The sequence below is a fragment of the Paenibacillus sp. J31R109 genome, assembly GCF_059692055.1.
In genome coordinates this window covers 163,004-185,923 of record NZ_JCAUAR010000002.1, presented here as the reverse complement: position 1 = coordinate 185,923, position 22,920 = coordinate 163,004, and the positions used below count along the sequence as shown (strand labels likewise).

Annotated in this window: 24 protein-coding genes; 20 read left to right on the top strand and 4 right to left on the bottom strand. The window is 44.8% G+C overall.

What is annotated here, in order from left to right; all coding sequences use genetic code 11:
- Positions 1-81 precede the first annotated feature (81 nt).
- Entirely contained in the window at positions 82-390 is a 309-nt protein-coding gene (locus tag AC58QT_RS06485) for a hypothetical protein (RefSeq protein ID WP_497408239.1), read from the top strand.
- Positions 391-459: 69 nt separating this feature from the next.
- The gene (locus tag AC58QT_RS06480; RefSeq protein ID WP_497281703.1) at positions 460-1,113 is read left to right on the top strand and encodes a GDSL-type esterase/lipase family protein; all 654 of its coding nucleotides are present in this window, start codon (positions 460-462) and stop codon (positions 1,111-1,113) included.
- Positions 1,114-1,119: 6 nt separating this feature from the next.
- On the opposite strand, the gene trhA is transcribed toward AC58QT_RS06480, so the two are convergent.
- On the bottom strand, positions 1,120-1,746 hold the full coding sequence (gene trhA, locus AC58QT_RS06475) for a PAQR family membrane homeostasis protein TrhA (protein WP_497408238.1): 627 nt from the start codon (positions 1,744-1,746) through the stop codon (positions 1,120-1,122).
- Positions 1,747-1,807: 61 nt separating this feature from the next.
- Here trhA and AC58QT_RS06470 point away from each other — a divergent pair, with 61 nt between their 5' ends.
- Positions 1,808-2,578 carry an SDR family NAD(P)-dependent oxidoreductase gene (locus AC58QT_RS06470; RefSeq protein WP_497408237.1) on the top strand — a complete coding sequence of 257 codons (771 nt, stop codon included), beginning with the start codon at positions 1,808-1,810 and terminating at the stop codon, positions 2,576-2,578.
- A gap of 106 nt (positions 2,579-2,684) precedes the next feature.
- Positions 2,685-3,527 (top strand): DegV family protein, encoded by an 843-nt coding sequence (locus AC58QT_RS06465; protein WP_497408236.1) that lies wholly within the window; start codon positions 2,685-2,687, stop codon positions 3,525-3,527.
- 102 nt (positions 3,528-3,629) lie between these two features.
- Here the strand turns inward: AC58QT_RS06465 and AC58QT_RS06460 are convergent, their stop codons facing one another.
- A complete protein-coding gene (locus AC58QT_RS06460; protein ID WP_497408235.1) occupies positions 3,630-5,792 on the bottom strand; it encodes a HelD family protein in 2,163 nt (720 codons plus the stop codon).
- Between the two features lie 186 nt (positions 5,793-5,978).
- Between AC58QT_RS06460 and AC58QT_RS06455 the strand changes: the two genes are divergently transcribed.
- From AC58QT_RS06455 to AC58QT_RS06420, 8 genes are all read left to right on the top strand, one after another.
- Positions 5,979-6,458: a glutathione peroxidase gene (locus tag AC58QT_RS06455; RefSeq protein ID WP_310225198.1), complete on the top strand. Its 480-nt coding sequence runs from the start codon at positions 5,979-5,981 to the stop codon at positions 6,456-6,458.
- 27 nt (positions 6,459-6,485) lie between these two features.
- Complete coding sequence (locus tag AC58QT_RS06450) at positions 6,486-7,145, top strand: PIG-L deacetylase family protein (RefSeq protein ID WP_497408234.1); 660 nt, start codon at positions 6,486-6,488, stop codon at positions 7,143-7,145.
- Positions 7,146-7,201: 56 nt separating this feature from the next.
- On the top strand, positions 7,202-7,738 hold the full coding sequence (locus AC58QT_RS06445; RefSeq protein ID WP_497408233.1) for an MOSC domain-containing protein: 537 nt from the start codon (positions 7,202-7,204) through the stop codon (positions 7,736-7,738).
- 319 nt (positions 7,739-8,057) lie between these two features.
- Positions 8,058-8,384: a DUF1904 family protein gene (locus tag AC58QT_RS06440; protein WP_497408232.1), complete on the top strand. Its 327-nt coding sequence runs from the start codon at positions 8,058-8,060 to the stop codon at positions 8,382-8,384.
- A gap of 226 nt (positions 8,385-8,610) precedes the next feature.
- Positions 8,611-9,696: a tetratricopeptide repeat-containing glycosyltransferase family 2 protein gene (locus AC58QT_RS06435; protein WP_497408231.1), complete on the top strand. Its 1,086-nt coding sequence runs from the start codon at positions 8,611-8,613 to the stop codon at positions 9,694-9,696.
- A gap of 100 nt (positions 9,697-9,796) precedes the next feature.
- Positions 9,797-10,849: a tetratricopeptide repeat-containing glycosyltransferase family 2 protein gene (locus tag AC58QT_RS06430; RefSeq protein ID WP_497408850.1), complete on the top strand. Its 1,053-nt coding sequence runs from the start codon at positions 9,797-9,799 to the stop codon at positions 10,847-10,849.
- Between the two features lie 163 nt (positions 10,850-11,012).
- Positions 11,013-13,265 (top strand): type IA DNA topoisomerase, encoded by a 2,253-nt coding sequence (locus AC58QT_RS06425; protein WP_497408230.1) that lies wholly within the window; start codon positions 11,013-11,015, stop codon positions 13,263-13,265.
- A complete protein-coding gene (locus AC58QT_RS06420; RefSeq protein ID WP_497408229.1) occupies positions 13,262-13,960 on the top strand; it encodes a uracil-DNA glycosylase in 699 nt (232 codons plus the stop codon). Before AC58QT_RS06425 ends, AC58QT_RS06420 begins: the two co-directional genes overlap by 4 nt.
- Before the next feature lie 110 nt (positions 13,961-14,070).
- Here the strand turns inward: AC58QT_RS06420 and AC58QT_RS06415 are convergent, their stop codons facing one another.
- Positions 14,071-15,006, bottom strand: coding sequence for a zinc dependent phospholipase C family protein (locus AC58QT_RS06415; RefSeq protein WP_497408228.1), 936 nt, complete (start codon positions 15,004-15,006; stop codon positions 14,071-14,073).
- 185 nt (positions 15,007-15,191) lie between these two features.
- On the opposite strand from AC58QT_RS06415, the gene AC58QT_RS06410 reads away from it, so the two are divergent.
- Entirely contained in the window at positions 15,192-17,375 is a 2,184-nt protein-coding gene (locus AC58QT_RS06410; RefSeq protein WP_497408227.1) for a PAS domain S-box protein, read from the top strand.
- 58 nt (positions 17,376-17,433) lie between these two features.
- Here the strand turns inward: AC58QT_RS06410 and AC58QT_RS06405 are convergent, their stop codons facing one another.
- Positions 17,434-17,664 carry a hypothetical protein gene (locus AC58QT_RS06405; protein ID WP_310224015.1) on the bottom strand — a complete coding sequence of 77 codons (231 nt, stop codon included), beginning with the start codon at positions 17,662-17,664 and terminating at the stop codon, positions 17,434-17,436.
- A gap of 274 nt (positions 17,665-17,938) precedes the next feature.
- On the opposite strand from AC58QT_RS06405, the gene AC58QT_RS06400 reads away from it, so the two are divergent.
- From AC58QT_RS06400 to cyoA, 7 genes are all read left to right on the top strand, one after another.
- Positions 17,939-18,595, top strand: coding sequence for a deoxynucleoside kinase (locus AC58QT_RS06400; RefSeq protein ID WP_310224017.1), 657 nt, complete (start codon positions 17,939-17,941; stop codon positions 18,593-18,595).
- A 122-nt stretch (positions 18,596-18,717) separates the two neighbouring features.
- Positions 18,718-18,879 (top strand): hypothetical protein, encoded by a 162-nt coding sequence (locus AC58QT_RS06395; protein ID WP_310224019.1) that lies wholly within the window; start codon positions 18,718-18,720, stop codon positions 18,877-18,879.
- A gap of 125 nt (positions 18,880-19,004) precedes the next feature.
- Positions 19,005-19,721 carry a copper homeostasis protein CutC gene (locus tag AC58QT_RS06390; RefSeq protein WP_497408226.1) on the top strand — a complete coding sequence of 239 codons (717 nt, stop codon included), beginning with the start codon at positions 19,005-19,007 and terminating at the stop codon, positions 19,719-19,721.
- Positions 19,721-20,707, top strand: coding sequence for an NAD-dependent epimerase/dehydratase family protein (locus AC58QT_RS06385; RefSeq protein WP_497408225.1), 987 nt, complete (start codon positions 19,721-19,723; stop codon positions 20,705-20,707). The genes AC58QT_RS06390 and AC58QT_RS06385 overlap by 1 nt, the downstream gene beginning before the upstream one ends.
- A 127-nt stretch (positions 20,708-20,834) precedes the next feature.
- Positions 20,835-21,143 carry a DUF4870 domain-containing protein gene (locus AC58QT_RS06380; RefSeq protein WP_310224024.1) on the top strand — a complete coding sequence of 103 codons (309 nt, stop codon included), beginning with the start codon at positions 20,835-20,837 and terminating at the stop codon, positions 21,141-21,143.
- A gap of 284 nt (positions 21,144-21,427) precedes the next feature.
- The gene (locus tag AC58QT_RS06375) at positions 21,428-21,688 is read left to right on the top strand and encodes a hypothetical protein (protein ID WP_310224028.1); all 261 of its coding nucleotides are present in this window, start codon (positions 21,428-21,430) and stop codon (positions 21,686-21,688) included.
- 231 nt (positions 21,689-21,919) lie between these two features.
- On the top strand, positions 21,920-22,906 hold the full coding sequence (gene cyoA, locus AC58QT_RS06370) for a ubiquinol oxidase subunit II (protein WP_497408224.1): 987 nt from the start codon (positions 21,920-21,922) through the stop codon (positions 22,904-22,906).
- The last annotated feature ends 14 nt before the right edge of the window (positions 22,907-22,920 follow it).

The following is a 22,920-nucleotide window of genomic DNA, read 5'->3' as shown; positions in this document are numbered from 1 at the left end:
TAGAAGCAAGAACTACCAAATGCAATGTCATAATGGCTGAAAACTAGATCATGGATGCAAAAGAAAGTGGAGGGATCGACTATGATGAAATATGGAGCAGAGCATGAAGAACACCAATTTAGCTTATGCTTTCTTGAAACGGAGAGCCGGGGGCAGTGGCAGGATGTGTACCTTGGCATCCAATTGGCAGAAGGTGAAGATTTTCCTGAAGGGCTGATTGATCCATCAATCCTTGTCATTTGTAATACCGATGGAGACATTGTACAGATTGTCCTTCATGATGAAGGCTGTGATAGTGAATTCCAATTCACTTTTTCAGAGAAAGCGCAAATCGAAGATTACGTAAATCAGCATGTAAGCGTAAAAAAAACGACGAATGAACCCCTGTAGGTATCCCTTCCCAAACTGGGCGGTGGCGCATATAGTAATATACGTCACGCTTTAGGGGAGAGGATAGCGATGGAAAAAAGAATACAATACTTGGCGTTTGGTGATTCTTTAACCGTTGGTTATGGTGCTGAAGAAGGTCAAGGCTTCGTTTCGGTGTATCGACAAAGGTTGGAATGTCTGCTGAATGTACCTGTTACCTTGCGTCATGCCGGCACGAATGGTGCCACGACAGCGCAGTTGCTTGAGACTATCGAGTCTGATCAAGAGCTTCAGAAGGATATTCAAGAAGCGACTCTCATTACAATTACAGCTGGCGGTAACGATCTCATTCAAGCGGCTATTCCCTTCTTTTATGACGGCGATAACTCGGTACTCAAAACTGCTTTACAAACGTATGAGTCCAACTATCGTAAACTTATCGCACAAATTGAAAAGCTGCGGCAAGGTATACAAACTCCCTACCTACTGGCCTTAATCGGTTTATATAATCCCTTACCGCAAATACCGGATGCTGCCTATTGGGTACAACGGTTTAATCTTTTTCTGCGCAAATTAGAGCAGCCGCATATACAAGTCGTGCAGGTTTACGATGCTTTTGTCGGTCAAGCGGCACTTTTTCTAGCTGAGGATGCCATCCATCCCAATGAATTAGGCTATGAGAAGGTAGCGAACCAATTAGAGGTCGCTGTAACCTTGCAGCAGCTGCAGCAGTTGTTTATCTAAATGAAACTATCTCACATACCCGAAAATGGAAATGAAATGACAGGCGCTGCCAGCCAGCACGAATAAGTGCCATATGGCATGGTGATAGGGAATGCGCCTCCATACATAGAAGATCGAGCCGAGTGTGTAGAGAAGACCGCCGACAATTAGCCATACAATGCCGCCTAGCGGCAATTGCGCATAGAGCGGTTTGAACGCGATCACGATCAACCACCCCATGAAGATATAACACAGGGTTGAAACGAGAACGAACCTTTTTACGAAAAATAACTTTAACACGATGCCAATGAGGGCTAAGCCCCATATGACACCGAAAAACGACCACCCTAGTGTCCCTCGCAACGTAACGAGTAGATAAGGGGTGTAGGTTCCGGCGATTAAGATATAGATGGCGGAGTGATCCAGGACTTCAAAAATATCTTTTATTTTCGTCTGAGTAACGCTGTGTAACAGTGTGGAACATGTATACAGAAGAACCAGCGCTGTACCGAAAATGCTGAAGCTGACGATATGCCAGGCGTTTCCATGCGTGCAAGCTTGTACGATGAGCAGAATGAGTGCGGCTATGCTGAGGATGACACCAATCCCATGCGTGAGCGCATTCGCTTTCTCTTCTTTGACTGAATATTGCATAGTTAACCCTTCTTTCTTATTGGTGAATAGAGAATCCCTATATAGATTGGACGATGAATCGATGTATTTACCTTCATTTCAACTGAATAATAAAGTTGCCCTAGTGACCGGAGCCGGCAGAGGTATTGGTAGAGCTCTGGCGATTGGTTTAGCAGAGGCTGGCGCGGATGTCGCTATTTTTGCAAGAACGGCAGCGGATTTAGACAATGTTGCTGAAGAAATTCGCGCATTAGGTAGACAAGCTTATCCATATGCCGTGGACGTTACGAATCGGGAGCAAATTGAAGAGGCTGTCGCCGCTATTATTGCTCAGACGGATCGTATTGATATCCTTATTAATAATGCTGGCATGAACATCCGCAGTCAAGCTTTGGCAGTAACGGACGAAGAATGGGATACGATCATGCAGACGAACTTAAAATCAGCGTTTCTGTGCTCACAGATTGTAGGTCGTCACATGCAGCAGCGTGAATATGGGCGAATCATCAATATTGCGTCAGTTGCGGGTCAGGTGGCTTTGCGTACAGGTGTCGTATACGCTGCAACAAAAGCGGCGATGATCCAGATGACCAAAGTGCTTGCACTGGAGTGGGGGAAATATGGCATCCTGGTGAATGGGATCGGACCTTGGTATTTCAAAACTCCCCTGACTGAGAAGATTTTGAATCAGCCCGATTATTTAGCAGAAATTATCGCTCGCACGCCGCTGCGCCGTGTTGGTGAATTAGAGGAGCTAGTCGGACCTGCGGTATTCTTGGCATCTGATGCGGCTAACTATGTCACTGGCCAGACACTTTTTGTGGATGGTGGTATGACAATATACGGATTTTAGCGAAATTTGTCTAAATATGTAGAATTAGGGTCGTAAATTCACGAAACCTATCACCATTTATGTCGTACTACTAGATAAGCTAAAAAATAAGAAATGAGTGGACCCCATGACGACAATCAAGATTATCACCGACAGCAGCTGCGACCTCCCTAGAACGACTGTTAACGAAATAGGAGTAGGGATCGTTCCCTTATCTGTGCAATTTGGCGAGGAATGTATGCCGACAGATATGGATCTTGCTGATTTCTATGCAAGGATGAAGCGAGAGAGCGCGTTGCCTAAGACCTCAAGCCCCTCACCTGGACATTTCCTAAGTGAGTATCAGAAGGGTGGGTCGGATCAAGATATTCTTGTCATATGTCTATCATCGGCTTTAAGCTCTACGTATCATCACGCGGTTATGGCGAAAGAGATGCTGCAGGAGGAAGGTTATACTGGCCGCATCGAAGTCATCGATTCAAAGACAACTTCGCTAGGATTGGGTGTACTTGTGTATCAAGCAGCCAAGATGGTGGAGAGTGGACATGCTTATGAAACGATAGTAGCTGCGATTCAACAAGCCGTTACGAGTTCGGGTACGTTCTTTTTCTTAGATACGCTAGAGAATGTTATTAAAGGCGGAAGACTCGACAGAGTGCGCGGTGCGGTAGCTTCCGTCTTGAATATTAAGCTGCTCATGAAAGCTAGTGAGGAAGGCGCGATTGAGGTTGTTGAGAAGATTCGCGGCTCACAGAATGCCTTGAAGCGATTAATTTCATTCCTTGGTGATAAAGAGCATGATTATGAGAAGGACGTTATTGCTATCGCCCATAGTAACTGTGAACCAAGAGCTCGTGAGTTCATGGTTCAGCTGTTGGAGAAGCATCCGTTTCGCAATGTACTGTTCGCCAATATGGGTACTGTGATCGGTACCTATGCTGGTGAAGGCGGGGTATTAGTCGCCTATTAAGAGAAAAAGACACCTATTGCTCGATCGGAATGATCGGAAGCGTAGGTGTCTTTTGCTGTTCTTAGAGTTCGGATGGTTGAACGTTGAGCACAAGTCGTTTATTTACAACGGCAACTCTGTTGTCGTGATGTCCGCTTGATCCGTTGTAACTAGCGGCGACATTTCTCCGGTCACGAGCAGCCAAAGCTCATGTAGCGCACGTGTACAGCCGACATAAAGCAGCTTGGCATCCATAAGCGTCGCTTCATAGTGCTCCGCGGTCACATCCATCAGGAGAACGGCGTCAAATTCTAATCCCTTTGTCAGATAAACGGGCAACACGGAAATTCCACCTCGATAGACACGTTGCTTGGAGGTGATGAGATTGGTTGCTATCCCAGCAAGGGTCAAAGCGTCGTGCAACTCTTGTGCCTGTTGCTCTGTTCGCGCAACGACAGCAATGGTGCTGGACGTGCCCGTTTGTAAGAGTTGAATCGCTTGCTGCAAGAGCGGCAGTCGATCTTTCAGAGACGTTTGCAGCACGCGAACTTTATTTCCGCTGCGGAAGACGGGAACAGCTAGCAGCGGGTTGCTTACGCCGCGTTGAAGGACAGAATTCGCAAACTGGATGATTTCCATTGTGGAACGATAGCTTCGTTCCAGTTCGAAGTATCCTGTTTCTTCTTCTTTGAACAAACTGGAAAATTCCTTCCATTCCTGAATGCCTTGATAGGCATGTATTCCTTGTGATAAATCACCAAGAATCGTGAAGGAGCTGTTACGTGTGTACGAATCCAACACGGCGACTTGGAAAGGTGAGAAGTCTTGTGCTTCATCAATGACAACATGATCGAATAATCGGTCCGACGTAATACCATGGAGTCGTGTATGGATGTAGAGTAGAGGAGCTAGATCCTCGAGTTGGACTTCCTTCTTTTTGAAAAGCTTTGCAGATGCCGTTACGATTGACTCTGGGATCTCCTGGAGCAGATTAGCCGGTAAGCTGTCTGGTCGTCCTTTGTCGGTGAACAGCATTTTGTAGAACGTGAATGCTGTATATTCAGGCCACGCCGTTAGGTAGGTGCGGAGCTTCTGTGCGGATTTCTTTTTCAACTCTTTTTTCAAGCTTTGCTCCCAAACCTTCTCAAGCTGGATTTCCATCCATCGCTTGATCCGTGCAACGACGCGCTCACGACGTTTGATCAGTGGGTAATGTTTGTTTTCAACAAAAAACCACTCGCGAATGGTGGCGATGGGCAGCTTTACACCATCCCATGGCGAGAAGTCCGCGGTAGGTACATAGGTTGTTTCAAGGCGATTGAGACAATCGTCTAAGTAGTCTTTAAAAGCGACGGCACCTTTGAAGCGTCCTGGCGCTTGGTCGTCGACAGGAGGCCTTTTGCTGCCCAGAGCAAACCAACGCTGTAGCGTCAGCTCTTGGTCTGCGATTTGTACTTCATGGTCGAGCACTTCGAGCGCCCAATCGGTAAAGGTACTCTGCTGAATGTTGCCGACACCGAGTTCAGGTAAGACACCTGAAATATAGTCCAAGAACATGGAGTTGGGCGCGAAAATGATCATGCGCTCAGCCCGTACCTGTTCACGGTATTGATAGAGAAGGAATGCGAGTCGGTGCAAGGCAACGGTCGTTTTACCACTTCCTGCGACACCTTGAATAATAAGTGCGGTGTTCTTAGCGGCACGAATAATGCGATCTTGTTCCGCTTGAATCGTGGAGACGATATCGCGTAGTTTGTTATCTTTATTTTCGCCCAATCGGTAGAGCAAGAACTCATCACCGACAGAGAGGGAGTCTTCATTGCGGTCGTAGGTATCGACAACACGCTGGAGAATTTGCTTGCGCACAACGAGATTTCGCTTCAAATAGACTAAGCCGTTGATAAGTCCGTCAGGTGAATCATACGAAGCAGCGTCCAAGCCGCCTGTGAAGGAATAGAATAGGCTGGCTACTGGAGCGCGCCAATCAATGACCAGAAGTCGACCTGTTCGCTCGTCTTCAACGCCGGCTTTGCCGATGTAAAGCGGAACGGGTGAAACTGTGCCTGTTTCTTCAAAGTCCAGGCGGCCGAAATAAGGTTCATCAATAGCTTTGGATAAATTGTGCCTGCCATTCTCACGCAAAACTTCAAGAGCTTGCTCAGTTAAATCGGGACCATAATAAACCGGAGTAGCGCGAAGCCGTTCCAGTTGTTTATCGATTTCCTTATTCGTCTGTTCGAGCCTTTGCAGTTCTTCTTGATAGGCACTTTGAGTCTTTGTGTCCAAGATCAGTTACCTCCTAAGATCAGATGTTGTCTATGGATTTATCATAAACAGGTAAACACTATAACACACCTGACTGGAGATAGAAAGCGAATCTGGGAAAATCTTCGCCTTACCATTTGGGCTTCTGTGGAAAGGAATGGTATACTCAGGAGGTACGTAAATTAATTAATGGAGGCGAAGAGATTCATGTCGATTTATGATATCGAGGTCCAAACGATTACAGGGGAAACACAAACACTTTCAACATATAAAGGAAAGGCGCTCCTTATTGTGAATACCGCGAGTGCTTGCGGACTTACCCCGCACTACAAGGGTCTTCAAGCTCTTTATGAGCAATATCAGGATAAAGGACTCGTTGTACTTGGGTTTCCGTGTAACCAATTCGCTGGGCAAGAGCCTGGCACGAATGAAGAAATTCAAGCTTTTTGCGAGTTAAACTACAAAGTAACCTTCCCATTGTTCGATAAGATCGATGTTAAAGGTGAGCACGCTCATCCGTTGTATACCTATTTGCTTAGCCATACGCCGGAACCTTACCGTACGGGCGAAATCGAATGGAATTTCGTGAAATTCTTAGTAGATCCGAGTGGTCAAGTGGTTAAACAATACGGTGCACGTACAGAACCAGCAGATATTAGTTCAGATATCGAAGCTGTTTTAGCATAACTAATTGAGAAAAGAGGTGGACGAGCAGTGGGGTCCCGAAACGGGTTTATTTATGCCCATCCCGATGATGAAACATTCTTAAGCGGATGCCTGATTCGCCGTCTAGCTGATGAAGGAGAAGAAGTTGTCTTACTTCTTGCCACACGTGGCGATGCAGGGAGACAAGGGTTAGAACGCGCGAAGAATCGGCAGGAATTAGCCGAATTACGTGAGCAAGAAATGTTAGTAGCAGCGGAAATCCTAGGGATTTCTGAGGTTGAGCACCTAGGCTGGCCTGACGGTCAGCTGGATGAAGTAGATTTCCAAACATTAGTGGGACAGATTATTACATTTATTCAGCATCATGAAGTGGAGAATGTCTATACGTTTGCGGAAGATGGCGGTAATGGTCATCGTGACCACGTGGCTATCTCTAAGGCGACTACGGCAGCCGTACACAGTGGAGAATGTCCGAGTGTAAAGAAATTATATTACGGATTTTCGCCACTCATGCGGACCCTAGGACATCAACCATCCATTCTAATTGATACGGAGACGATGTGGACTGTGAAGGCCGCTGCGCTTAAAGCTCATCATACCCAGCATGTCACGGTTGGTAGACACTTTGGCAACCTTATTGATTTTCCAGCGGAAAGAAGATGGGAAGCCTTTGTGCTCGGTTGGCAGGATGGTGTTTATTGGCCATAGCAAGACACAGAATCAAGGTAGTTTATCAATGAAGGAATGAGAGGAAGGTGAAGGGGATGCCTCTTCATGCACGAATTGAAGCGATTCTTATCGCTGACGATCCTGCGACATTCGTGACGAGAGAACTTGAACGTGTAGAGCTCCAATTTGGCGGAATCGAAGGTGATCGTCATTTTGGCATTTTAGCGAAAGCGAATGTTCGTCAACCCATGTACAAGCGTGGTCAAGAGATCATGAATCGACGTCAGCTGAGTATCGTTTCTGTGGAGGAGCTGCAGGGAATTGCTGAGCGGATTGGCGTGAAAGAGATCCAACCGGCATGGCTGGGTGCGAATATCGTCATTAGCGGTGTACCCGAGTTAACCAAGCTGCCAATGGGAATTCGGATGATGCTCCCTAGTGGTGGTGGACTTGTATGTGAAGGGGAGAATGAGCCGTGTTCGGGTCCAGGACGTATCATTGCTGAACATTATCAAGACCCCTTGCTTACGAAGCTTTTTATTCAGAGGGCACAGCAAGCTAGAGGGATTGTTGCCTATGTGGAGCGTCCAGGTGAGCTCAAAGTGGGGGATCTCGTCCAAATTTATAATTAATTGCTGATGTACCCCCAGAAACGGAGCAACTGTTACGAATGAGCTTGAAGAGTAAGTCATTCATCGGTTCTAGGGGAGTGTAAGCATGTCTCTTTGTAATTGTATCAAATGTGGACGCGTCTTCATCTCGAAGTGGGAAACTAGATGTACAAGTTGTTTGCAGCTTGGTCTAGTGGATTCGAATAAAGTGAAAGATTTTGTGCGAACAAATCCGCGCGCGACACTTATTGAAGTATATCATCAAACAGGGGTCTCCCTGCAGACCATAAAGGAATTAATGAGAGCTTAACCGCTTGAGCTAATAAAGGAGCTTGCACGTATGCCTCATATGATTATTAGAGGAATCAGCGTTTCGCACATCCAGTCCATAAGCACGGCGCTTATTACGGAGTTAGCAGAGGTCTGTTCCTGTGGCATTGACAACTTCATGTTGGAATGTCTGCCAACTGTCTCCATCTTTCAAGGTGAGGTTTGTGATACCTATCCCTTTATCGAAGTAGGCTGGTTTGAGCGCGGGCAAGAAATTCGTGATGCCTATGCCGAGGTCCTGACGAGGCATGTGATGTCACTTGGCATACCCGAGGTAGAAATTGCTTTCAAGGTATACCGAGAAGATAGTTATTATTGGAATGGCAAGTTAATCTAACACATTCATCCTTCTTAGGCAGTGATTGTGCGCAAAAGAACCCGTTAAACCTCTTATTCCGCTTAAAAAGTGGGGTGAGAGGTTTTTTGGTGTGTAGATTTCCGCTAGGCATGTGCTGTCTTTACAGAACGTTTTCAACCCGTAGGACATAAAAATGAATAAGGATGAAAGGGCGACGCCACACACCATGCACAAGGAAATCCAGTGAAAAGAAGGAGGCCATAAGGTGATTTCGATTAGTCTCTGTATGATTGTTAAAAATGAAGAACAATCGCTTGGGCGATGCCTGCACTCGGTACGAGAGGTTGCAGACGAAATCGTCATCGTAGATACGGGGTCGACGGATCGGACGAAAGAGATTGCGGCTTCGTTTGGGGCCAAAATCTACGATTTTACATGGATCGATGATTTTGGAGCTGCACGTAATTTCTCATTTTCGAAAGCTACGCAAACCTATATCATGTGGCTGGATGCGGATGATGAATTTGAAGAAGTGGATCGCTTGAAATTATTGCAATTAAAAGCTGATCTTGATCCGAAGATTGATAGTGTGACCATGAATTATCATTTGAGCTTTAATGAAGCGGGGCAAGTGACATCAAGTTTGAGACGCAATCGCTTAGTTCGCCGAGATCGAGGCTTTCAGTGGGAAGGGCCTGTGCATGAAGTTCTGATTGTCGGTGGTCAAATTTTCGCAGCTGATGTTGCAGTAACGCATAAAAAAGATAAAGAACATACCGATCGCAACTTGCGGATCTATCGCAAACGGGAAGCTGCTAACGAGGACTTCTCTCCACGCGATCTCTATTATTTTGCCAATGAATTACGAGATCATGGGCTTCATAAAGAAGCGATTGCCTACTATGAACGGTTCTTGGATACGAAGAAGGGATGGATTGAGGATGTCTATTCTACCTGTCTGAAATTGGGAGATAGTCATGGCGTGCTAAAAGAGAAAGATCAGCAAATTCGGGCCTATTTCCGAGCACTAAGTTACGATAAGCCACGTGCAGAAATGTGTTGCCGGGTAGGCGCTTACTTTTTCAATAACAATGCGATCCCATTAGCTGTCTACTGGTACGAAACGGCAACAACCCTTGGGAATCCGCAAGGTTTGATGGGGAAAGTGGATCATGCGGCATGGACATGGCTGCCTCATCTTCAATTATGTCTCTGTTATGATCGATTAGGTGACAAGGTAAAAGCAAATGAGCATAACGAGAAGGCTTATCACATACACCCGACGCATCCAAGTATGCTTCATAATCGTGCCTATTTTGCGAAAGTGCTCAACAAGGAGAGCGCGACATGAGGGTATTTTTCGACAATCCGGAATAGGGGGAATTGACGTGTATAAGCGAACGAATAAAACAGGTAAAGCAGGTAATCGTAAATTTACGATTAGCTTATGCATGATTGTGAAAAACGAAGAGAACGCGCTGCCTGCGTGTTTAAAATCGGTGGCTGGCATTCCAGATGAGATTATCATCGTGGATACGGGCTCAACAGATCGAACGAAAGAACTGGCGGCAACATTTACGGATAAGATCTATGATTTCCAGTGGATTGATCATTTTGCGGCAGCGCGGAATTTCGCCTTCTCCAAAGCGACCAAGGACTATATCCTATGGTTGGATGCGGATGATGTTGTCTTGGAGCGAGATCGCAAGCTCTTTTTAGACCTGATCCGTACAATGAATCCGCTAGTCGATCGTGTAACGATGCCATACAATCTTGGCTTTGATGCGAATGGCAATGTCTCGACCTCACTTCGTCGTAATCGTTTGGTTCGACGTGATCGTCATTTTCAGTGGATTGGCCCTGTCCATGAGTACTTAGCAGCTTCTGGCAGTTTTCTTGATAGTGATGTAGCGATTACGCACAAGAAAGATAAAGAATATACCGATAGGAATTTACGTATTTACCGCAAACGTTTGGAGCAAGGGGAAAAATTCGGTGAGCGTGATTTATTTTATTTCGCTAATGAGCTGCGGGATCATGCCCAGTATGAGGAAGCAACTACCTACTATCTGGAGTTTCTTGCAACCAATGGCTGGGTAGAGGATAAAATAAATGCCACACTGAATTTGGCGGATTGTTACGCTCATTTGAATGATCGAGATGCCCAGATGATGTCTTTATTACGTGCGTTTGAATTAGACCAGCCAAGGGCAGTGACTTGTTGCCGGATCGGCGCAATTTTTATTAACGAAAGAAGCTACGAACAAGCCGTTTATTGGTATGAGAAAGCTTATCAAACGCCTGGAAAGGATAGTGTGGCGTTAACAGACCATAGCGCATGGACATGGTTGCCGCACGTCCAATTATGTTTGTGCTATGATAGGCTTGGAGATGTGAATAAAGCTAAACAGCATAATGAAATCGCTTATTCCTATCACCCTACACATCCTGCCATTCTTCATAATCGCGCATATTTTGCCAAGGTATTGACGAATCCATCGTGATGGTTGAGTAGATTATTTAAGCCCTTTATGGGTTTTTTTTTATGCCAAAAGTCATATTTCACGCGATCGATATTGCAGGCGCTTATAAAGTGGGATACACTAAATCGACAGAATCTGATTTCCAGCATTGCTTTGGGAATCTTAGGTTAGGAGCGATTTGTGGTTGAAGACACTAATTATTGCGGAAAAACCCGATATGGGGCGAAACATAGCTGCCGCAATAGAACCAAAAGCCAAAAATATGAGGTCCCATCTTGAAGGTGAGCAATATATCATCACGTGGGCAATCGGACATTTGATTGAATTGGCTGAACCAGATCAGTATGATGACAAATATAAAAAGTGGAATATTAATCACCTTCCCATCATTCCTGCTGAGTTTAAATTGATTCCTAACCCGCGTACCTATGATCAACTTAAGGTAATTGCGGAGTTGGCGAAGAAGTGTAATCAATTGGTTAACGCTTGCGATGCGGGGCGAGAAGGGCAGCACATTTTCTCTCTGATTCAACGTCATCTTGGGCTAAATCAGCCAGTAAAACGGCTTTGGATCTCCGATTTAACCTCGGAAACCATTCGTAATGGCTTCGCCACTTTAAAAGACGGGGCGGAATACGAGAATCTGACGCGTGCCGCGCGCTCTCGCAGCGAAGCGGATTGGTTAATCGGCATGAATGGTTCACGAGCGTTCACGACGAAGCATAATGTGCTGTTGTCCGTGGGACGCGTTCAAACACCGGTTCTTGCACTTATCTATGATCGTCAGAAGCAAATTGAGGCGTTCTCTTCGCTTAAATTTTATGAATTGGAAGGACATTTTGCGCAAGGAGACACGGCCTATCGCGGCATGTGGCAAGGTGAGCGGTTCACAGATGGTGAGAAAGCGCAGGCGCTTGCAGCGAAAGTGAAAGGGAAGGCAGCTCGCATCCAATCCTATGAAGTCAAGGAAACGAAAGAATTCCCATTTAAATTATATGATTTAACTTTACTGCAGCGTGAAGCGAACGGGAAATATGCCTTCTCAGCCAAGAAGACCTTGGATACTGCACAAGCTTTGTACGAAAAGCATAAAGTAATTTCTTACCCGAGAACCAATTCCAACTATGTGACCGAGCAAAATATTCCTGACATGCATAAGGCGCTTAATGCGTTGCAAGGAACGGCTTATCATGAACTCGTTCAAGGTGCGAATCGCAATCTTGTTCATATTAATAACAAATTTATTTGTAATCCAAGTAAGGTAGAAGATCACCACGCCATTTTGCCTACCAATAAGAAAGCATCTGGACTTAGTCCAGACGAGCAAAAATTGTACGATCTCATCGTCAGACGATTCCTTTCGCAATTTTACCCGCCAGCTGCCTACAAGGTTCATACGGTTATGACAGAAGTGGAGCAAGAGCTGTTCAAGACGACTGTCAAAGAACTATTGTCTCTCGGCTGGAAAGTGATTTATGCCGATCAGAAGAAGGAAAAGGCGAAGGCAACGAAAGGGAAAGAGAAGGAAGAGGAAGAAGACGAAGAGGTCGAAGTCAATGAGCCTTTCTCGATAGATGCCAATGGAGACGTCACATGTACAGATGCGATTGTAAAGGAAAAAGACACGCAACCACCCAAACATTTTAATGAGGGAACTTTGCTGAAGGCAATGGAGAGCGCGGGCAAACAGATTGAAGATGAAGAGCTCCGCGATGCGATGAAAGACTCCGGTTTGGGCACACCTGCGACACGGGCAGCGACCATCGAGCGTTTGAAGAAGGTTGGCTACATCGATATGCAAGGGAAGAAAATCATTTTGACCCAGAAGGGCAGAATGGTTGTCGAGTTGATTCGCGGAGCGGGAATCGAGCTGTTGACTTCCCCGGAAATGACAGGACAATGGGAGCGCCGATTGAATGAGATCTCCCGTGGTACAGCGTCGGACGAGCAGTTTATGCATAATGTGAAAAGATTCGCGACGCTGATTGTGGATAAAGTGCGAAAGCAAGCAAGGGCTTCGAAAACGGATTTCGAAGGTGACAACGCGCCAGAGGCAACTGGTAAACGAGGCTCAGCTTCAGGGAAGCCAACATCTCGCGGTGAAGGTGGAACGAAATCGCCAACCAAGAAGAAGGCGCCAGCTGAGAAATCGACAGGCGACGGAGCGAGTACGTTTATCGCCACTTGTCCACGACCTGGTTGCGGTGGCTCGCTCTTTATGGGACGCAAAGGTTATGGCTGCTCTCATTACAAAGAAGGTTGCAGCTTCGTCATTTGGAAGGAAAGCTTCGGACGAAGCTTAACAGACACGCAGGTGCAAGCGCTCGTTCAAAAAGGAAAAACGACAAAACTAAAGTTAGTCCTGGCTGACGGCACAGAAACGGATGGGAAAATCGTGCTGAAAGATGTTGCGACTGGTGCATTAGGCACGGAATGAACAGATGGGGGAACTACGGCGTGAGGTCTTTAACGAACGATTGGTTGACGATTTTGGCTGAGGAGATTCAAGCACCGTACTTTCAGGAATTACAGCAGTTTCTGAATGAGGAGTATGCGCAGCAGACGATTTATCCACCTCAAGATGAAGTGTTTTGTGCATTGGAGTGGACCTCCTTTACGGATACGAAAGTCGTCATACTCGGGCAAGACCCTTATCATGGCAGCGGCCAAGCTCATGGTCTTAGCTTTTCTGTGAAACCAGGGACGGTGATCCCACCTTCTCTACGTAATATGTATAAAGAATTAGCGGCAGATCTTGACTGCCCCATCCCGGATCATGGATATTTGAAGACGTGGGCGGAACAAGGCGTTCTCTTATTAAATGCCGTATTAACAGTACGTGAGGCGCAACCTAATTCACATAAGGGAAAAGGATGGGAACGATTCACGGATCAAATAATCCGAGCATTAAATGCGCGTGAGAAGCCTGTCATTTTTGTGTTATGGGGAAGCCATGCGCAGGCGAAGGCTGCTTTAATCGATGCAACGAGACATGTGATCCTATCTTCTGCCCATCCGAGCCCGCTATCTGCGTATCGCGGATTTTTTGGCAGCAAGCCTTTTTCTAATGTGAATGCGGTTCTGAAACGACTTGAAATGACAACAATCGACTGGCATATCCCGAATATGTAGACAAGAAAAACCATGAATGACAGCATTCATGGTTTTTTTACATATATAGACTTAAACCGCAGTTTGGTATCGAATACTATATGCAAGTTCTGTAAATGTGTGAGGACTCTTTATAAAATGGGCTGTACGTGAGTAATTGGCAAGCGTAAGTCGCAATCTTTACCTGTTTCATAGGAGCGGTTACCAAGGACGCCCCGTAAAGCGTCACAATCTGCTTCCGTGCCTCGTTGCAACACCTGGATAGCAGCTTGAAGCACAAGAATGGCGTCGTTCATTGCTGTTTCCAACAGCTCCCATACACTAAAAGAGTAAGTTTCATCTAGATCTGTGGGGCAGTTCCAAGTCGCTTTAGCTTCATTGAAATAATCGAGCGGAGCCGGGTTCTTCGTAAATACCAAAGGCGATATTTGACCAAATGTCAATATTCGCTTGATTCCGTTAGGATCATGGAATAGACGTTGTGCACGAATCATATCCAAATAGGCGATATCCCAGTCGTTAGCGTCGTTCATCTGAGATGCAATTTCAGGATAATGAATGGCAGTTGCAGCGGAAAGTGCTGGAACAATGCCAAGTGGGAATTTTTCACCTACATATATTTCTTTCCAGACTGGCGTTTTCCACGTTAGAATATTTCGTTCATGCTTTGCGTAGATGGTATCCATAATAATTTCAAAACGTTGATGGTCCCATTTCTTGAAGCCTGACTTATAGAATACATAAGGGTGTAAATTACGATCTAACACATGGTGAGTTATAAAACCGAGCACGAACAGAACGGCCGGATTATAGATGCCTCTGCCTTGTACCTGACGAATCAGATCAAGCAAAAAGGGGCCGCACGATTCTTTATGCATGAGACTGCCGAGCTCATTTAAAGTTTTATCTTTTTTCCAAGGTAGGAAGTTGTGGTAAAAAAGAAAATCAGGTCCTTGGCAGCCTAACGAAAAAATGTTCCGCTGTTGTTTATCGTTCAGAATCGATGAATGACCTAATTGGTTCAACGCTTTTTGTCCGAAAATGAGATGTGTCCAAATATTAGGCAAGGGAGCATCCTCCTAAAGTATGAGCTAATGATTTTTATATTCTAACATACGGATGAAACCCAAGGGCACATTTCGCGAACAATTTCGCTGTAAAGGGGTAAAAAGGCAGGATTAGTGCGGGTATTGTCGAATCTATCAAGCGATGATGGGGCAACATCAAAGCCTGTACCATGGGGGATAAAAATATGACTAAGCAATCGGAAATGGAGCCTTCGTTCGATACGATTTTTGAATTTATAACAATGGGAATGGCTCTGATTTCGCTTGATGGTCAGTGGTTGAGGTTGAACCGCAGTCTGTGCGATATGCTTGGATATTCCGAGACAGAGCTTCTTACAACAAATATAAAGGCATTATTAGAGCCTGCTCAACAAGGGCATTTCTTGAGTGCTTATGAAAAACTACAATTGGGAACGTTGACAGATTATCAATTGAACATGCGCATACAACATAAGCATTTATCGATGATGTGTGTAGATTGGCGGATGTCTGTGGTAAGAGATTCAGACAATGAGCCCCAAGCCTTCCTTGTTCAAGTGAAAGAAACCTCAGAACAGTCAGAGATGGAACGAAAATTGGCCGAAAGCGAACAGCGTTATAAGTCATTAATCGAACATAATCCTGCGGGTATTCTTACTTGTGACATACAGGGACGTATTCTAGGTGCCAATCCAGCCATTGAGCGGATCTTAGGCTACTCAAAAGATGAATTGCGCTTACGATTGATCCATCATATATTTCAACCTAAGGACCCGAACCTGGTTCAAGCAGAAGGCATGCACCTGCGAAATGATAACTATATGTTGAAATTTCAACAAGCGAATGGAGAAATCATTGAATTAGGCGTGAAAAATGTACCCATTATTGTAAATGGTGAATGGGATGGTGTGTATTTAATTGCGAAAGATATCACACAGTTCAACCGTGACCGGGAATCGCTGCGTATCGCACAACAAGATCTTCATGACACGGTGAGAAGACAACAAGGAATGACGTTGAAGTTCCGGAAAATCAATGGAAATTACGTTCATACCTTGTGTGACGGTGAGCTGTTGTATCGGTTGGGCTATAAGCCATCTCACATACTGGGGAAAACGTTATATGAAATCTGGCCAACAATGTTGGCGACTTCCATAGAGGCCTATTACCACCGTGCATGGAACGGTGAGGAAAATGTCATGTTTGAGTCGACATTTCGGGGGATTACGTATATCACCTCCTTGCGACCGATCATGGAGAATGAACGCATGATTGAGGTTATTGGCTCGTGTGTGAATATTACGGAACGGAAACAGATGGAAATAGAGCTTCGCGAGACGAAAGAACTGCTGGAGTCTGTTATTAATAACACGTCTGACGCGATTAGTGTGTTGGATTTGAATGCGAGAGTTATTTCCGTTAATGCGGCGCATGAACATATTTTTGGCTGGAGTCAAGAAGAATTAATGGGTCGTACATTACCGATTTATCCGAGCTATCTGGAAAATGAACGCAAAGAAATGTACGAGCAGCTTCGATTAGGGAAGCAGATATCGGGGAAAGAGTCTGTTCGTCTTCGCAAAGATGGCCGACTTATCCATGTAAGCATTACAAAAACGCCGATCAAGAATGAAAAGGGTGAGATTTTCGGGTTTGCAGCAATTACTCGAGATATCACAGAGCGCAATCAAACGGAAGAACTACTTCGTAAGTCAGACAAGCTTGCCGTTGCTGGTCAGCTCGCGGCAGGACTTGCACATGAAATTCGAAATCCGCTGACTTCGCTCCGTGGCTTTTTACAGTTGCTGCAGCATGATATGAAAGACAAGAAACATTATTTTGACATTATGTTATCCGAACTGGATCGTATTAATTTTATTGTAAGTGAATTTCTTGTGATCGCGAAGCCGGAGGCAATCACCTATAAGAAAAGTAGTTTAGAGACGATTTTGCAATCCGTCATTGCGCTGTTGGATACACAGGCCGTCCTTTGCAATGTAGAATTGTTGTTGGAATTTCAATCCGAAATCCCTGAAATTACTTGTTCGGAAATGCATTTGAAGCAATTATTCATTAATCTAATCAAAAATGCGATGGAAGCCATCTCGAAAGATGGACAGATTAAAATGATCGTTTCGTTACATGGCGAAGATTTGATCCGAGTGCGGACACAAGACAATGGGAGCGGGATTCCAGAGGATCGAATGAAACAGCTGGGCGAGCCTTTCTATACGACGAAGGAAAAAGGGACTGGATTAGGTTTAATGATGTGCTTCAAGATTGTAGAAGCGCACAGAGGAACGATGAGCATAGAGAGTCAAGTAGGCTATGGGACTACGATTGATGTCTACTTGCCTACGGATAAGAACGAGCCCAATTTGGAGACTTAAGTTGACTACATAAAAAACCGCCGACCGAAGGATACGGAAACGGCGGTTTTCCTATGTTTTAGAATGCAATACTAAACTCGGATGTTTCTCTTGAGTACCAAGTGGATACTTCGGGGTTATTTTCAGTGTAAACTTGTACGTGATCAGGCGTGTATTTATTGATAATCCCTGTATTAACCTGGTAATACACGCCTAGCTGATCGAGTGACCATACAAATACAGGCGTTTTCGTTAGAGCCGCGGCAAATAATTCTGAATCCGTATCTAGTAATTTAGTCCCGTAAATCATCGATACACCTCTGTCTTATGGATAGGATTGTAAGTCACTTATTAATAGAGACAGCATGGCAAATGAAATCGTCACACTGTGTTTTTAATTTTTTGTATCATCATCAGGCTTCATTTGCTCACTACTTTGAGGATTGCCAAAAATTTGTAAAATATAAGTAATCGTGAAGGAAAAAAAAGAGGGTTCCCTCCCGTTTGAATTCCTTGTATAATAGGTAAGCTTTGCTGAATTGACAGTAGGTAAATTATGATTGGGTAGAAGGAGAAAGGGGTCAATGGCAGTGATTGTGGTTGGGGGAATGATCGGTCTTGGTAAGACATCTGTATCCACTTTGCTTGGGCAAGAATTAAATTCGAATGTTTTTTATGAGAGTGTCGATGATAATCCGATTTTACCGCTTTTTTACACAGCGTCACCGGAGGAGATCGAGAAACATCGTTATCCTTTTCTCCTGCAATTACACTTTTTAAATACGAGATTTAAGGCCATTAAACAGGCGTTAGTACATAATCGCAATGTACTGGATAGAAGTATTTATGAGGATTGGTATTTTGCGAAAGTGAATCGCGAACTTGGACGTATTTCTCAGTTGGAGTTCGATGTATACGAAGGTTTAGCAGACAATATGATGTCGGAGTTGGCAGAACTTCCAAAGAAAGCACCTGATTTAATGGTGTATTTAAAAGCTTCCTTCGAGACGGTTATGCACCGTATCGGACTTCGTGGCCGGAGCTTTGAACAGGATCAATCGTTGGTTGATTATTACCGTCAGCTTTGGTCAGGTTATGATGATTGGGTCATGAATCATTATCATGCCTCCGAGGTTCTGATCGTTGATATGGACCACATCGATGTTGTTAATCGTAAGGCAGATGCTATTCAACTCGTAGAAGAAGTTAAAGCGAAATTATCGGATTTGGCCATCGTTTAGAAGATAAAAGCGAAATTTGTCGAATTGTCGAAAAGACCCCCTCAAACCTGAGGGGGTCTTTCGAATCTTATAGGTAACAAAGCCAACCAAACCAAAAGTTATAATCCGAGAAAGCGAAGGTGATGAAATTGTTGTTTATCGTATGTTACAAAGGCAAGCCTATGAGTGCACCATTGCCGAAATTAGCAGCAACGGAGAAAATGTTGAAGCTTAGTCGATCATTTGCCAATTTGGAGCTTGTCGAAGTGCAACAACAACAATGGCAGAAAGCTTCGAATATCTAGGACCCTACATAAGACGAACGAACATGACAACTCCTTAATCTCCAATTAGGGAGTTTTTTGTGTTGCCCCATCTATGATAGAGTGAGTATACATGCATATACATTGATGTGGAGGTTATTCCAACTATGTTATTAGAAGTTATTGCAACTTCACTCTTAGATGCCAAGCGAGCAGAGGCCGGCGGCGCAGATCGGATTGAACTCGTTGCAGATTTGCAGCAAGGTGGATTAACACCTGAATTAGCACTTGTTAATCAAATTACTTCCTCTGTCTCCATACCTGTGAACGTAATGATCCGCCCGCATGCCCGCTCGTTTCAAATGTCAGAAGAAGATATAGCCACTATGCTTGACTCGATCCAACACGTTGAGCAAGCAGGTGCCAATGCCCTCGTATTCGGCGTGCTTACACCCGAATTAATGATTGATATATATAATCTTAACTTGCTACTAAAGGCTACTTCTTTGCCCGTTACCTTCCATCGTGCTTTCGATGAAGTGCCGCAACAAGCAGAAGCATTACAGTTGCTGCTTGCTAATAAACAAATTCATAATGTACTAACATCGGGAGGTGCCTCGAGTGCGCTTCAAGCGGTGGAGCAGATTCGCTTACTAAACGACATGACTAGCGGAAGCCATTTAAACATCTTGCCAGGTGGTGGACTTACGCTTGAAACTCTTGCTTCATTCGTTCGTGCAACAGGGGTGCGAAGTGTTCACCTAGGTACTGCAGTTAGAGAAAATGGCAGTGTGAGCGATCCCGTTGATGACAATAAGGTGCGGATAGCAAGATCGCTTTTAGATGAAATCATCCAACATTCGAATCTTAAGGAGGAACGCTAGTGAACATTCTAATTCTTGGCGGAACCAAATTCCTAGGAAGGGCACTGGCGGAAGAAGCACTCGCGAAAGGGCACGAAGTGACCTTATTCCATCGCGGTTTGCATGATGCGCATGCCCTCCCGCAAGCTCGACACATCCTAGGAGATCGGAATGACGATTTATCCAAATTGAGTGGCTATGAGTGGGACGCGGTGATTGATACGAGTGGTTATCAGCCTGAATCAGTAACAGCCTCTACCGAGATATTGAAACATCTTGCGAAACAGTATACGTTCATTTCAACCATTTCTGCCTATGCGGATTTAAAGAAGGCTGATTTGGATGAAACCGCTGATGTGTTGCGCGTGGAGGACGCGGCAGATCCAGGGCAGCGTTATGGCGCGCTAAAAGCAGCGTGTGAAAAAGTCGTTGAAGAGGCATTTCCACAGAGAGCGCTCATTATTCGGCCAGGTCTCATTGTGGGTCCGAACGACGCTTCAGACCGATTCACGTACTGGCCAGCTCGCTTGAAGCGAGGAGGGCACGTAGTCGTTCCACTGCCGCGAGAAAGAAAACTGCAGTTCATCGATGTGCGGGATCTTGCAGCGTGGACATTGGCGTTGATTGAGCAAGGCGTCACAGGAACTTTTCATGCTAGTGGCCGTGATTACACGATGGAAGAGCTCGTGAACGCTTGTTGGTCTAGAGACATCGAGACGAAGATAATTTGGGTGACGGAAGAATTCTTAGTCGCACAAGAAGTGGGTCCATGGATGGAGCTGCCGCTTTGGCTGCCAAGCGATAGCTTAATCGGCATGTTACAGCTAAACAACTCGAAAGCGTTCCAAGCGGGATTAAAAACTAGGCCGCTGGGCGAAACCGTTAGAGATACACTGGCGTGGGACCAGAGTCGTGATCCGGCGGCGGCTAGACTTGCTGGATTGAAGCCTGAGCGTGAGGAGCAATTACTGCGGGATTGGGAAGCTTTCTCAGGAGCAAAGATTTGAGCATTATCCACCGAAGGTCAATTTCGTGAGGCGAAAATAATTTGAGTTTTGTCCAAAAGGGTAGTGAATAGCTGCTGGTTTCTGAATATAATGGAAGAGTAAACTCTGAGAAGATGAGGTGCTGTCCATGTACGATTCCACAGATATTCAAAGTAACAAGGGAATGGCTATTCTTGCGTACATTTTGTTTTTCATCCCATTAATCGCTGCAAAAGAATCTAAGTACGCTGGCTACCATGCTAATCAAGGTCTTACTTTGTTCCTAGCATGGGTCATTGTGAATGTCGTACTCGGCATTATTCCGTTTATTGGTTGGATCCTACAGCCGATTGCGAACTTGGCTCTGGTCGTTCTGGCTATTCTGGGCATTGTCGCGGCAGCCCAAGGTCAAGTCAAGCCACTTCCCATTATCGGCAGCTATACACTTCTGAAGTAGATCATACATAACAGTAAGGGCTGACTATCCGTAGAGCATCTACGAAGGTCAGCCCTTTTTCGTTTTTTTAGAAATTTGCATGCGAAAGTCACTAATATGGAATGATAAGAGTGAAAGGGGATTGAAATGTCCTATCGATTGCCTTGTTTAATCAAGTAACTTCAATTGCCGATAAAATTTTGTCCAAATTTTGATCATCGTGTGAATAAAATATGAACAAAATTAAGATTTTGTGTTATACTATTTATGAAGCACTTACAATTAAGTCAGGAGTTGTGATGACAATGTCAAATAGAGCCGTTTCCGTAAAATCAGTTGAACGTGTTGAACGAGATGTAATGCCATTAGTGAAATTAATGACGTTTGCTGCGTGGGCGTTGCTTGCTATAGGTTTGGTTCTTAGCTTGGTTAGTTTAGAGAGCTTCAGTGATACCAACACGACATTAATGGTTGGCATTGGGTTCATGGTAGGTAGTGTCCACATTTATGTGATTCGTACAGCGATTCATTTGGTTCATTCTCGCAATATTGCCAAAGGTGAATGAGAACGAGGGTTCGGTGGAATACTAGGCAAGCCTTTCAAGTCTAAAACTTGGAAGGCTTTTTGCTGTTCATATTTTTCCAGCAGAGTCAACAAACGTTCTGTGACATTTGTTTTACATTACTACGTCGAACCGTTGACGTATTTGTTAAGTTGACATTGTGATGGTGAACTTTGATGAACAAGATGATATGTTGATAACAGGTAGGATTTGTTGATTGGGAGGTTAAAGTGGATGAAGAAGAGAAAGCTTGTACAAGCAGGGATGCTCTTCATGATGGTCGCCATCATCGTAGTACTTTCTGGCTGCAGCCAAGCTATGGTGTTGGATCCTAAAGGACCCGTAGGTGCTGAGCAAAGAGATTTGATTGTGATTGCAACCATTTTATGCGGGGTAATCCTCGTTCCAGTTCTTGCACTAACAGCTTGGATTGTATGGCGATATCGCGATAGCAAAAGTAATAAGGCATCGTATAAACCCAATTGGTCTCACAGCACCTCACTCGAAATTGTATGGTGGACTGTGCCGATCATCATTATTGTCACATTGGCTGTTGTTACGTTGAAGTACACGTACGCATTAGAGCCTTCAAAGCCTTTGAAGTCGGATAAAGAACCAATCACTATTCAAGTGACTTCACTTGATTGGAAGTGGCTGTTTACCTATCCTGAGCAAGGAATTGCCACAGTGAATTACTTGCAAATTCCTGAAGATACACCGATTAAGTTTGAGCTTACATCTGATGCGCCAATGAACTCCTTCTGGATTCCACAGTTAGGTGGGCAAATTTATACCATGTCTGGTATGGCAATGACACTCTACCTGCAAGCAGATGAGATTGGACATTATTTCGGTACAGGAGCGAATTTCAGTGGAGAGCACTTCGCTGATATGACATTCGATGTAAATGCAACTTCGAAAGAAGATTTTGATTCCTTTATTGAGAAGACGAAGAAAGTACCTACGAAATTAACCAAAGAAGGTTACGAGGAGCTAGCAATGCCGGGGAAATCTGGCGTGAAGTATTTCTCTTCGGTTCCAGAGGGGCTTTTTGAACAAATCGTAAACAAATATACGAATGGTCAGTCCGTTCACAATGGTCACGGTGCTGGTGGTCATGACACGAAAGATACGAAAGACTCGAAGGACACGAAAAAAGAAAGCTCTATGGACCATAGCCAAATGAATATGGATCATAGTCAGATGAATATGTCGAAGTAATTGGATATCGATCA